Source organism: Micromonospora sp. NPDC053740 (assembly GCF_040677775.1).
Taxonomy (GTDB): domain Bacteria; phylum Actinomycetota; class Actinomycetes; order Mycobacteriales; family Micromonosporaceae; genus Micromonospora; species Micromonospora alfalfae.
In genome coordinates, this window is record NZ_JBFASO010000005.1 from 357,868 (window position 1) to 370,338 (window position 12,471).

Annotated in this window: 7 protein-coding genes; 3 read left to right on the top strand and 4 right to left on the bottom strand. The window is 70.7% G+C overall.

What is annotated here, in order from left to right; translation table 11 throughout:
- Positions 1-6: 6 nt before the first annotated feature.
- Together miaA and AB0K35_RS16830 are read right to left on the bottom strand one after the other, a co-directional pair.
- The gene (gene miaA, locus AB0K35_RS16825; RefSeq protein ID WP_363886051.1) at positions 7-918 is read right to left on the bottom strand and encodes a tRNA (adenosine(37)-N6)-dimethylallyltransferase MiaA; all 912 of its coding nucleotides are present in this window, start codon (positions 916-918) and stop codon (positions 7-9) included.
- Entirely contained in the window at positions 915-1,682 is a 768-nt protein-coding gene (locus tag AB0K35_RS16830; RefSeq protein WP_363886053.1) for a hypothetical protein, read from the bottom strand. The genes miaA and AB0K35_RS16830 overlap by 4 nt, the downstream gene beginning before the upstream one ends.
- Before the next feature lie 150 nt (positions 1,683-1,832).
- On the opposite strand from AB0K35_RS16830, the gene AB0K35_RS16835 reads away from it, so the two are divergent.
- From AB0K35_RS16835 to AB0K35_RS16845, 3 genes are all read left to right on the top strand, one after another.
- Positions 1,833-3,041: a DUF349 domain-containing protein gene (locus tag AB0K35_RS16835; protein ID WP_238671818.1), complete on the top strand. Its 1,209-nt coding sequence runs from the start codon at positions 1,833-1,835 to the stop codon at positions 3,039-3,041.
- Positions 3,042-3,705: 664 nt separating this feature from the next.
- Complete coding sequence (locus AB0K35_RS16840; protein ID WP_238671974.1) at positions 3,706-5,301, top strand: cellulase family glycosylhydrolase; 1,596 nt, start codon at positions 3,706-3,708, stop codon at positions 5,299-5,301.
- Between the two features lie 259 nt (positions 5,302-5,560).
- Positions 5,561-6,910 (top strand): cellulose binding domain-containing protein, encoded by a 1,350-nt coding sequence (locus AB0K35_RS16845; RefSeq protein ID WP_363886055.1) that lies wholly within the window; start codon positions 5,561-5,563, stop codon positions 6,908-6,910.
- Between the two features lie 40 nt (positions 6,911-6,950).
- Here AB0K35_RS16845 and miaB read toward each other — a convergent pair whose 3' ends face one another.
- Both miaB and fxsT read right to left on the bottom strand, forming a co-directional pair.
- Positions 6,951-8,444 carry a tRNA (N6-isopentenyl adenosine(37)-C2)-methylthiotransferase MiaB gene (miaB, locus tag AB0K35_RS16850; protein WP_308193577.1) on the bottom strand — a complete coding sequence of 498 codons (1,494 nt, stop codon included), beginning with the start codon at positions 8,442-8,444 and terminating at the stop codon, positions 6,951-6,953.
- A 164-nt stretch (positions 8,445-8,608) separates the two neighbouring features.
- A complete protein-coding gene (fxsT, locus tag AB0K35_RS16855) occupies positions 8,609-12,469 on the bottom strand; it encodes an FxSxx-COOH system tetratricopeptide repeat protein (protein WP_363886057.1) in 3,861 nt (1,286 codons plus the stop codon).
- Positions 12,470-12,471 lie beyond the last annotated feature (2 nt).

The window sequence follows — 12,471 nt, forward strand, 5'->3', positions numbered from 1 at the left end:
GCCCCATCATCGCGCAGCCGCCGGCACCAGACGCAGGGCGGCCCCGATCAGGTCTGGTTCCGCCGAGTCCAGCCAGTGGATCCGCGGGTCACGGCGGAACCAGGACCGCTGCCGGCGGACGAAGCGCCGGGTAGCCCGGACCGTCTCGTCGTGCGCCTGCGCCTCGGTCAGCTCACCGGCGAGCAGGCGCAGCACCTGCTGGTAGCCGAGCGCCCGACTCGCCGTCCGCCCCTCGGGCAGCCCGCGCCCGACCAGCTCACGGGTCTCCGGCACCAGGCCGTCGGCCCACATCCGGTCGACCCGCAGCGCGATCCGCTCGTCCAGCAGGCCGGTGTCCAGGTCGACGCCGAGCTGCACCGACGGGTAGTACGGCGTGGGTTGCGGCAGCGAGGCGGCGAACGGCGCGCCGGTCAGCTCGATCACCTCCAGGGCCCGGACGATCCGCCGGCCGTTGGCCGGCAGGATGCTCTCGGCGGCGACCGGGTCGGCGGCGCGCAGCCGCGCGTACAGCGGGGCCGGGCCAACCTCGGCCAACTCCCGTTCCAGCCGCTCCCGCAGCGCCGCGTCCGTGCCGGGGAACTCGAAGCGCTCCAGCACCGCCCGCACGTACAGGCCGGAGCCACCGACCAGCAGCGGCACCCGCCCCCGGGACAGGATGTCGTCGATGGCCGTGCGGGCGAGTCGCTGGTACTCCGCGACGCTCGCCGGCTCGGTGACGTCCCAGATGTCCAGCAGGTGATGCGGCACCCCGTCCCGCTCGGCGACTGTCAGCTTGGCGGTGCCGATGTCCATGCCCCGGTAGAGCTGCATCGAGTCGGCATTGACCACCTCCCCGTCCAGGGCATGCGCCAACGCGATGCTCAGCGCTGACTTTCCGGCCGCTGTCGGGCCGACCACAGCCACTACCAGGCCCGTCACGCCCGCTCCCAGGACGCCACGAAGTAGGCCACTCCGTAGGGCACGGAGTCGTGCAGCAACTCGCCGCGCCACCCACCACCAGCCGCGCGGGCCGCGGCGGCGAGCACCTGCCACGGGGCGCGACCGGCGGCCTTCAGCTCCGTCGACACCACCGGGTCGAGGTCGAGCAGGGCGTCCAGGTCCGCGTCGGCCAGCGCCGCGGCAACCCTCTGGTCGTACGGAAGAGCGCGCGCGTCGTCGTACCCGGGTGCTTTCTCTCCCCGGCAGGCCGACCCGTCGCCGAGCACCAGCGACGCCACCCGGTCACCGGCGGCGCCGACCTCGTCGGCGAGCGCGGCCAGCTCGGCTGGACCGGCGTCGGCGGCCACCTGCACGGCGGTCACCGGCGGTCGGGTGTCATGACGGGCCAGCAACCACGCGCCGATGGTGAGGCTCAACGGCAGCACCGCGCCCCGGTCCGGTTGGTCCGGCACCAACGGCACGTCCAGATCGACACCCCAGGGCTGGAGGGAACCGGTCGCCGGGGTGCGGATCGGGCCGGTCACCGGGCCGGTGCCCAACAGCACCACAATGTCCGGATCGGTGGCCAACAGCCGGCGTACGGCGGTGTCACAGGCCGCCCGCAGATCGTCCAGCTCCGGGGCTGCGGAGCCGGCCACATCGGGCACGAGCAGGGGCGGATGCGGGCAGACGGCGGCGGCGACCAGTGGCACCCGTCCACCGTAGCGGGAATCCCCGGTGCGTCTCCGCGCCGATCCGGTCATTCGGCCCCTAGGACACCGTATGGTCACGGTCGGCGATAGGCGCTCGACGCGGACCGGGTCGGACCTGTGACAATGCCGGAAGCAACTTGGCTGCGCCGTGGCGGCGACGGGGGATCGATCCCTCGACGCCGGGAGAACGAGGATGGGCACATGAGCGACTGGACTGCCTTCGGACGGGTGGACGCGGACGGCACCGTGTACGTCAAGACCACCGAGGGAGAGCGGGTGGTCGGATCCTGGCAGGCGGGAGCACCGGAGGAGGGCCTGGCGCACTTCGCGCGTCGCTTCGCCGACCTGGTGACCGAGGTGGACCTGACCGAGGCGCGACTCAAGTCGGGTGCGGCGGACGCCGGGCACTCGTTGAGCACGATCCGGCGGATCCGTGCCACGCTGCCCGAGGCCAACGTCGTCGGCGACATCGACGCGCTGGCCACCCGCCTGGACAAGCTGGCGACCCTCGCCGAGGAGAAGGCCGGCGAAGCGCGCGCCGCCCGGGACGCCGCTCGCGGCGAAGCCCTGGCCCGCAAGACCGCGCTGGTCGAGGAGGCCGAGAAGCTGGCCGCCGAATCCACCGGGTGGAAGACCGCCGGGGACCGGCTCAAGGAGATCCTCGACGAGTGGAAGACCATCCGCGGGGTCGACAAGAAGGCCGACGGTGAGCTGTGGAAGCGGTTCGCCGCCGCCCGGGACGGCTTCACCCGCCGCCGCGGCGCCCACTTCGCCTCCCTTGACTCCCAGCGCAAGCAGGCCCAGACCGCCAAGGAGGAGCTGGTAGCCGAAGCGGAGAAGCTCTCGGACTCCACCGACTGGGCCGCCACCGCCAACCAGCTCAAAGACCTGATGACCCAGTGGAAGGCCGCGCCGCGCGCCTCCAAGGAGGCCGAGCAGAAGCTCTGGGAACGATTCCGGGGTGCGCAGGACGCCTTCTTCAGCCGGCGCAGCGAGGTCTTCTCCGCACGGGACAACGAGCAGCGCGGCAACCTTGAGCGCAAGCAGGCCCTGCTCGCCGAGGCCGAGGCGTTGGACATCGACGCCGACCCGAAGGGCGCCCAGGCCAAGCTGCGGGAGATCCAGGCCCAGTGGCACGAGGCCGGCCGGGTGCCCCGCGAGGCGGCCGCCGGGCTGGAGCGTCGACTGCGCGTCATCGACGACAAGGTCCGTGATGTGATGGACTCGGCGTGGCGCCGCACCACCAAGGAGGACAACCCGCTGCTCGCCCAGATGCGGGCGCAGGTGGCGGAGGCCGAGGACCGGCTGGCCCGGGCGCAGAGCGCCGGGGACGCACGCCGGATCAAGGAGGCTGAGCAGGCCCTCGCCTCCAAGCGGCAGTTCCTCCAACTCGCCGAGCAGGCCGGCTGAGCTGACCACGTCCGGAGCCCTCGGTCCCCAGCGGGACCGGGGGCTCCCGCGTGTCCGGCCTCAGCCCCCCGCGCCCGCCTCCAGGCGCCCCCGCCGAGCCCGCAGCCTCGCACCACCGCGTCCCACGCCACCGCGTCCCGCGCCACCGCGTCCGCGTCCGCGCCCGTGTCCAGGCCCGCGCCCGCGCCCGTCAAGGTCATGCTCGATCCTGGATGTAGTGGCATCGGCACGCCTACAGACCACTACATCAATGTTCCAGCGCGATCATGGAGGGCGCACGCGACGCAAGGCGGGCAGCGCGAGCGGGGACCGCACACCAGGCGCGCGGGGGACCGCACCAGGCACGCGGGCGAGCGGGGACCACACACCAGGCGCGCGGGCGAGCGGCAGGACCCGGACGGCAGGGGCGCAGCGAGGGTCAGGTTGACGCATTGACGTGGGCTGATCAGAATGAGCGACGGAGCCAGGTAGGGCCACCGGCGCGAGGGCGACGAAGGCGGAACATCCGCCGTCGAGGGTCGCCGGTGAGCTTCCGCGAGTGACCACGTCCGCGTGACATGGGCCGTTGTGTGCTGTCCGCGTACCCCTGGGGACCGTGACGTGCCGACGGCCGCCCGCCGGCGTCGTTTCTGGACGACGTCGGACCTCCGAAGTGGAGCTCGAATTGTTCCGTCCTAAAGCTCTCGGCGGCGCGCTCACCGCGCTCGTCACCGTCGCGGCTGGCGTGTTCCTCGCCGCTGCCGTCAGCACCAGCCCGGCCGTCGCCGCCGGTACCGGTACGGGTTACCTGCACACCAGCGGCAACCAGATCGTTGACAGCACCGGTGCGACTGTCCGGTTGACCGGCATCAACTGGTTCGGCATGGAGACCGACAACAAGACCTTCCACGGGCTGTGGTCGAACAACCCGTGGCGGGGACAGCTCGACACGATGGCCCGGTTGGGTTACAACACGTTGCGGGTGCCGTACTCGAACGACGCGCTGAAGTCGGGTGCGACAGCGAGTGGGATCAACGACTTCGTCAACCCGGACCTGATCGGGCTGTCGCCGTTGCAGATCCTGGACAAGGTGATCAACTATGCCGGCAGCAAGGGCATGCGGATCATTTTGGACCGGCACCGGCCGACGGCGGCCGGGCAGTCACCGCTCTGGTACACGTCGACGGTTTCCGAGGCGACCTGGATCAACGACTGGAAGATGCTCGCCCAACGGTACGCGGGCAACCCGACGGTGATCGGCGCCGACCTGCACAACGAGCCGCACGCGGAGGGAACCAACCCGGCGGCCACCGGTGCGTGCTGGGGCTGTGGCGACACCACCCGGGACTGGCGGCTCGCCGCCGAGCGGGCCGGGAACGCCATCCTCGGTGTCCAGCCCAACTGGTTGATCTTCGTGGAGGGGGTGAGCTGCCCCAGTGGTGGCCTCTCCAACGTCTGGGACGGCGACACCAGCAACGACGAGGACTGCGGTTGGTGGGGCGGCAACCTGTCGAAGGCGGGTCAGTTCCCGGTGCGGCTGAGCGTGGCGAACCGGTTGGTCTACTCGCCGCACGAGTACGCCACCTCGGTGTACCGGCAGACCTGGTTCGACGCCCCGGACTACCCGGCGAACATGCCGGCCATCTGGGACAAGTACTTCGGTTACCTCTACAAGCAGAACATCGCCCCGATCATGATGGGCGAGTTCGGCAGCACCCTTGTCGACCCGAAGGACAAGGTGTGGCTGGAGAAGCTGATGGCGTACACCGGGACCGGGGTGACCGGGATGTCCTTCACCTACTGGTCGTGGAACCCCAACTCGGGTGACACCGGCGGTATCGCGCTTGACGACTGGACCAATGTCAACACCGCCAAGCAGGCGATCCTCCAGCCGTACCTGATCGCGCCGTCCGGTGGCGGCACCAGCGGGCCGCCGACCGGTGGGCCGACGGACCCGCCGACGGATCCGCCGGCGGGCGCCTGCACGGCCACCTACCGGCAGGTCAACGCCTGGCAGGGCGGCTTCCAGGGCGAGTTGACGGTGAAGAACACCGGCTCTGGCGCTGTGAACCCGTGGTCGGTCACCTGGAGTTGGCCGTCCGGGGTGACGTTGGGCAGTGGCTGGAACGCCACAGTCACGCAGTCCGGTACGACTGTCACGGCGGCGGCTCCGAGTCACGCCCCGTCCCTGCCGGCGGGCGGGTCGGTCACAGTGGGCTTCACCGCCAACGGCACGGCCAGCGCGCCGGGCACTGTGAAACTCAGCGGCACCGGCTGCTGATCCACCGGGACGGCCGGCACGCAGCCACCGGGACGGCCGGTGCGCAGCGCATCGGCCGTCCCGGCCATTTACATTCAGGGTCTTCTATGTTTTTATCGGGAAAGCGCTTGCCTCTTTGTTGGTGGGCGCGAGCGCGGGAGCCGCTTTCCTTCACGAACCTGCACTGGCGGGCCCGAGGACCACTGGTCCCGGCCGAGATTCGCCGCCCACGGGCATGGGCGTCGCGACACCTCCGTCCGCCTCACCGAAAGGAAGCAGCATGCGCACAGGACGGCGTCGAATGACGCTGATCGCCACCACGGCCGCAGCCACCGCCACACTGGTCACCGCCGGGCTGTTGACCTCCGTGTCCGCCCAGGCGGCCGCCGGCTGCCAGGTGGCCTACTCGGTCGCCAGCCAGTGGCCGGGCGGATTCACCGGCAACGTCACCGTCACCAATCTCGGCGACCCGGTCTCCGGGTGGACGCTGCGCTGGTCCTACGGGGCCGGTCAACAGGTCAGCCAGGCGTGGGGTGCCACCGCCTCGCAGAGCGGCAGCCAGGTCTCCGCCACCAACGTCGACTACAACGGCAACCTGGCGACAAACGCCAGCGCCACGTTCGGCTTCAACGCGAGTTGGAACAGCTCTAGCAACCCGGCTCCGAGCAGCTTCAGCCTGAACAACGTCGCCTGCACCGGCAGCACCGCACCGACCACGCCGCCGCCGACCGACCCGCCACCGTCGAGCACTCCCCCGCCCAGCACGCAGCCGCCGTCGACACTGGTCGGCTGGGCCACCCAGAACGGCGGCACCACCGGTGGCGGCAACGCCGCCACCACCACAGTCACCACGGCCTCCGCGCTGACCAGCGCGCTGAACGCGACCGGCGCCGCGGTGATCCGGGTGTCCGGAACGATCACCTGCTCGGGCATGCTGCGGGTCCGGTCCAACAAGACCATCCTCGGCAACTACGGCGCGACCATCGTCGGCTGCGGGCTCAACGTCAGCGGTGACCGCAACGTGATCATCCGCAACCTGACCTTCCGCAACTGGAACGACGACGCGATCAACGTGCAGGAGTCGGCCATCAACATCTGGATCGACCACAACAGCTTCAGCAACGGGTACGACGGCGCCGTCGACATCAAGCGCGGCTCGGACTTCGTCACCGTCTCGTGGAACCGGGTCTTCAGCCACGACAAGACCATGCTGCTCGGTCACAGCGACGACAACGCCAGCCAGGACGTCGGTCACCTGCGGGTGAGCTACCACCACAACTGGTTCGACGGCAGCAACCAGCGCAACCCCCGGGTGCGCTTCGGCAACCCGGTGCACGTCTACAACAACTACTACCGCGCCAACGGCGGCTACGGCGTGGCGTCCACCGAGAACGCCGGCGTGCTCGTCGAGGGCAACTACTTCGAGAACGTCGACGACCCGTACCACCTCGGTGAGGGGGATTCCGGGCCCGGCCGCCTGGTCGCCCGCAACAACCACTTCGTCAACTCACCCACCGGCCAGGCCGGCGGCAGCGTGGCCAGCATCCCGTACTCCTACCAGCTGGACACCGCGAGCAACGTCAAGTCCATCGTGACGGCGGGCGCCGGCGCCGGCAAGATCACCGTCTGACCACGGAGGGGCCCCTCGTCGAGGGGCCCCACCCGTGCGGTCAGTGGGTGGCGCAGCCAGCGACGGGAGCGGGCGCGACCGGCGGTGCGCCGATCGTCGGCAGACCGAGCAACACCCCAGGGGTACGCGGGGAGCGACCCGCCTCGGCCGCGTCACCGGCCCGGGTGCGACGGTGCGCCACCGGCGGTCCGTCGGCGTTCAGGTGGTGCGGCGCGGCGTACGTGACAGTGGTGTGCACGATGTCCCCCGGCCGGATCTGCCCAGCGAGGGACTCCCCGTCGGCGGTCTCGGTCGCGAAGTGCACCAGTCGACCGTCGCGGGCCCGACCGGACATCCGGCCGGTCCGCTCGTCCTTGCGGCCCTCGCCGACAGCGACCAGCACCTCGACGGTCTCACCGACGAGGCGCTTGTTCTCCGCCCAGGTGATCTCCTCGACGCAGGCGATCAACCGCTCGTAGCGCTCCTGCACGACCTGCTTGGGCAACTGGTCGTCCATTGTCGCGGCGGGGGTGCCGGGCCGCTTCGAGTACTGGAAGGTGAAGGCCGAGGAGAACCGGGCCTCCCGGACCACGTCCAGGGTGCGCTGGAAGTCGGCCTCGGTCTCACCGGGGAAGCCGACGATGATGTCAGTGGTGATCGCCGCGTCCGGCATCGCCGCGCGGACCTTCTCGATGATCCCCAGGTAGCGCTCGGAGCGGTAGGACCGGCGCATCGCCCGCAGCACCTCGTCGGAGCCGGACTGCAACGGCATGTGCAGCGAGTGGCAGACGTTCGGCGTCTCGGCCATCGCCGCGATCACGTCGTCGGTGAAGTCCTTCGGGTGCGGGCTGGTGAACCGGACGCGCTCCAACCCGTCGATGTCGCCGCAGGCCCGCAGCAGCTTGCCGAACGCGTACCGGTCGCCGAACTCCACGCCGTACGAGTTGACGTTCTGCCCGAGCAGGGTCACCTCCAGCACGCCCTCGTCGACGAGCGCGCGCACCTCGGAGAGGATGTCGCCGGGGCGTCGGTCCTTCTCCTTGCCGCGCAGCGCCGGCACGATGCAGAACGTGCAGGTGTTGTTGCACCCCACCGAGATCGACACCCAGCCGGCGTACGTCGACTCGCGGCGGGTGGGCAGCGTGGACGGGAAGACGTCGAGGGACTCCAGGATCTCCACCTCGGCTGCGGCGTTGTGCCGGGCCCGCTCCAACAGCACCGGCAGCGCGCCGATGTTGTGGGTGCCGAAGACCACGTCCACCCAGGGGGCCTTGCGGACGATGTCGCCCCGATCCTTCTGGGCGAGGCAGCCGCCGACCGCGATCTGCATCCCGGGGTGCTTGTCCTTCACCGGGCGCAGCCGACCGAGGTTGCCGTAGAGCCGGTTGTCCGCGTTTTCCCGCACCGCGCAGGTGTTGAAGACCACGATGTCCGGGGTGTCGTCGCCAGCCTGTGCACGCTCGTATCCCGCCTGCTCAAGCAGGCCGGAGATGCGTTCGGAGTCGTGCACGTTCATCTGGCAGCCGTACGTGACGACGTTGTAGGTCCTAGCCACCCTGTTGGTGCCCCTTCCCCTCGGGCTACCAGGGTAGCGGCCCGGTCCGGGGGGACCTCCGACCGGCATTGTCCGGTCCTGCGGCGTCGACCCGGCGACCTGGCGACCCGTGGTGAGGGTCGACGGCCCCGGCTGGCGCGCCCGACCCGGACTGGCGTCTTCGATCAGAACAGGTGCGGGTCGATCATCCGAACGATGAGCCGCTCTTCGCGCAGGTCCTGCACGCTGGGGTGCTCCGGGCCGATGACCTCGGCCAGCCGGTCCGCCACCGCCCCGACGTCCTCCACGGGAGCGCCGCCGCCGACGTGCCTCGACACCAGGGCAAGATCACCGAGGCAACGCAGCGTGTCGGGGTGGTCCGCGCCGAGCACCGCCGACAGCCGCGCGGCGGTCTCTCGCAGCAGGTCCGACGCCGACACCCGGTCATCCTCCTCGGCGAGACACACAGCGTGGTTCACCTCGGCGGCGAGGGTGTGCGGGTGGTCGGGGCCGAGCACCTTGCGCAACTCAGTGGCCGCCCGGGCAGCCGACGCACGGGCTTGCGACCTGCGGCCGAGCGCGTGCTGAGCCGCGGCGATGTTGGTCAACGTCGCCAGGGTGCACGGGTGCTCCCGGCCGAGCCGCAGACCCAACTCGTACGCCTCGGTCACCGCGTTCATCTCGGTCAGCGCCTGAGCCGCATCGCCGACGGCCAGCAGATTCGCCGCCCGGCTCGCCCGGCATGCCACAGTGCCGGGGTTGTCCGGGCCGAAGCGTTCGTCGAGTTCGCGGTACGCCGTCTCGAACATTGGCGCGGCCTCGCTGCCCCGCCCGCAGCTGTGCAGGGACACCGCCAGGTTGATCTGGGCGACGAGACTCTGGCCGTCATCCGGCCCGAGCACCTCGCAGTACGTGTCGTACACAGTGCGTAGCAGGGTGGCCGACCTCTCGTATTCGCCAGCTTCCCGCAGGTCGATGCCGAGGCGCATGGCGGAGACGAGGGTGCCCGGGTGGGTCGGGCCGAGCACCAGCCGCCGCCGCTGATGCACCTCGTCGTCCCAGCGACGGGCCGACCGGTAGTCGCCGACCAGCCGGTACGAGACGGCGAGGTCGCTTGCCGCGGTCAACGTCCGTGGGTGGTCCTCGCCGAACACCTGGAGCCAGGAGGCGTAGGTGGAACGGTTCCGTTCCAGGGCCTCGGCGTAGCGGCCGAGCGCCCGTATGTCACCGCCGAGGCTGCCGGCGGTCATCAGGGTGTGCGGGTGCAGCGGGCCCAGGAGCCGGCTCTGCTCGGCCAGCACCGCCTCGTCCAGGTCCCGGGCCTCGTTGAACCGGCCCAGGCTGCGCAGGATGTTCGCCCTGTTGAACCGTAGGTGCAGCAGTTGGCGGCCCAGCACCGACGCCTCGCCCTCGTCGTGCGTGTCGCCGAGCCGAGCGGACCAGGTCTCGTCCACCTCCTGGCTCAAGGCGTCGGCCTGCTCCAGACCGCCGCGCTGCCACAGATAACACACCCGGTCGATCAGCAGCTGACACACCGACTCGTCCGGGCAGGTCAGCGCCTCGGAAACCTCCAGGTGCGGCCAGAGCATGCGCAGCCGAGCCCAGGTGGTCGGGTCGTCCACGTCGCCACGGGGCCGGGACGCGGCCAGCACCAGGTGCACCTGGTGCTGGGCAGCGGTGATCTCGTCGTCGGTCATCCGGTCGCGGACCACCGCCTGCAACAGCCGGTGCACCTGGACCCGACCGCCCTGAACGTCCAGTTTCAGCAGTGCCAGGCGGTTGATCTGCTGAACCAGGGCGCCGCGCACGAGCCGCTCCGACACCGATGGGTCGAACGGCACGAGAGCAGCCGCCATCTCGTCGCTGTAGATGAGTTCCAGGGCGATCTCCGGGGCCAGCACCGAGCAGAGCTGCAACAGCCGGTACGCGGCGGGCGCCCGCTCGGACAACCGGTTCAACGACAGGTCCCAGGTTGCCTCCACGGACAGGGCGCTAGGTCCGTGCCGCTCGATCTGGCGCAGGTAGTCGGCGACCGACGTGCCGGTGTCGGCGAGCCAGGCCCCCGCCGCGGCCACCGCGATCGGCAGGTCGCCGAGCGCCTCGGCCACCCGGTCCGCCTCCTCGGCGCTGATAGTGGGCACCCGCTGGGCGAGGTGCGCCACGCTCTCGGTGCGGTCGAAGACGTCCACCTGGATCGAGTTCGCCCGGTCACCCCAGGCGCGGTTGCGGGAGGTCAGCAGGACGTGCCCGGGGCCCTGCGGCAGGAAGGGCTCGATCTGGTCGAGCTCTTCGGCGTTGTCGAACACGATGAGCCACCGCTCGTACGGCTCACCGCGCCCGAGCACCTGGAGCATTGACCGGACCGTGTCGGGCAGGGTCGGCCCGGCGAGGATGCCGAGACGAGCGGCGAGGTCGGCGAGGGCGGTGTCGACGAACTGCGGCGGGTCCGCCACGATCCACCAGACCACGTCGTACGCGGCCTTGAACCGGTGGACGTATTCCAGAGCCACCTGCGTCTTACCGACGCCACCCATGCCCTGCAGAGCGACCGGCAGCACCACCGCAGTACCGCCGCTGCGCAACTGCGCGCGCAGCCGCGCCAGGTCGTCCTCCCGGCCGGTGAAGCGCGCGTTCCGGTTGGGGGCGTTGAAGACCAACGGCTCGGTGCCGGGATAACGGGCACTCCCGCCCGCCGGGCCGTCCGCCGAGGGCGGCACCGGCCGGCCGAACAGCCGCAACACCCGCTCCACGGCGGTCGCGGCGCTCACGTTGACCAGGTTGGTGGAATTCTGCGACTGGAATTCCGCCAGCGGACGAAGGTCGGCGACGTACACGGCCAGGGCGGTGGCACCGGTGCTCCGGTCCCGGTCGGGCAGAGCATTGGACGACGTCGCCAGGTAGGCCGATGAGACCACCGTCAGCGTGCGCGGGGCGGGGACGCCGACGCTGGCCGTGGGCTCCACCACCCGCAGCCCCGCCGAGTTGAGCACCCGCTCCAGCCACTCGGCCCAGATGGCGTCCTCCGGTGCGTACCGCAGCATGATCTCGTCGTCGATCGCCTCGGTGCGGCGGCGGAAACGGGCCTCCCCCCGCTCCCGCACCGACTCGTCCATCAGCGGCAGCGCGGTCACCGCGCCGTCGGTGAGAATCCCCGTCAACGTCTCGTACGCGGCCAGCAGTGACGTCGGCGAGCCGGGCGGATCACAAAACGTCGCCAGCTTCTCCTCGTACGCGTAGAACGGTCGGTACGGCACCTCCACCGCGGCCCAGTAACGCCGCCGTTCCGCCTCGGTCATGCCGGCCGGCAACCCGGCGAACCGCCGCATGGCCAGCAGGCGACCCGCCTCCGCCCGCTCCTTCTCGGCCTGGTCGACCCGCATCGGCACCGGCAGGACCCGGATGTCGCGCCGCCGGTACCGGTCCCGGACCGAGTGCGCCACCCGGGCCGCGCCGTCGATGCCCTGGTCGCTGAGGGTGAAGCAGTCGACAAGGGTGTCGGGCAGGTGCAGGGTGCAGATGTCGGCGACGTCGCTGAGCCCCGTCCGGCTGTCGATCAGGGTGAAGTCGTACTGGCGCTTCATGTCCGCCCGCATCGCCTCGAAGAACTGCGCCCCGCCCAGCCGGTTGTAGAAGTTGTCCCAATCCAGCCCGCTCACCGAGACGGCGTAGTCGCTGTTCTGCCGGCCGGCGGAGAGGAAGTCGAGACCGCCGTCGCCGGGGAAGTTCCAGCGCAGCGGGAACGTGTGCCGCCCGAGCCGGGCGTACTGCTCCATCCAGCGGTCCGGCCGCTCGTCGACCCGGGTGGTCTCCCACTCGTAGTCACGGATCATGTCGATCACGCCGCTGGCGCCCTGGATCGCCTCGGCGTCGAGGAACGGATGGAAGAAGCGGTGCAGACCGGGGGACTCGAGGTCCCAGTCGGCGACGAGCACCCGACGGCCGCTGGCCGCCAGGATCCAGGCCACGTTGGCCAGCGCCATCGTCCGACCCGTTCCCCCCTTGAACGAGTAGAAGGTGACGACCTGGCCTTCGCGATCGTTGTTCATCG

Excerpts from the sequence above, each read along its gene's own strand:
- AB0K35_RS16845 (WP_363886055.1), top strand. The coding sequence starts at position 5,561 with ATGCGCACAGGACGGCGTCGAATGACGCTGATCGCCACCACGGCCGCA.
- AB0K35_RS16830 (WP_363886053.1), bottom strand. The coding sequence starts at position 1,682 with ATGACCGGATCGGCGCGGAGACGCACCGGGGATTCCCGCTACGGTGGA.
- AB0K35_RS16835 (WP_238671818.1), top strand. The coding sequence starts at position 1,833 with ATGAGCGACTGGACTGCCTTCGGACGGGTGGACGCGGACGGCACCGTG.
- fxsT (WP_363886057.1), bottom strand. The coding sequence starts at position 12,469 with ATGAACAACGATCGCGAAGGCCAGGTCGTCACCTTCTACTCGTTCAAG.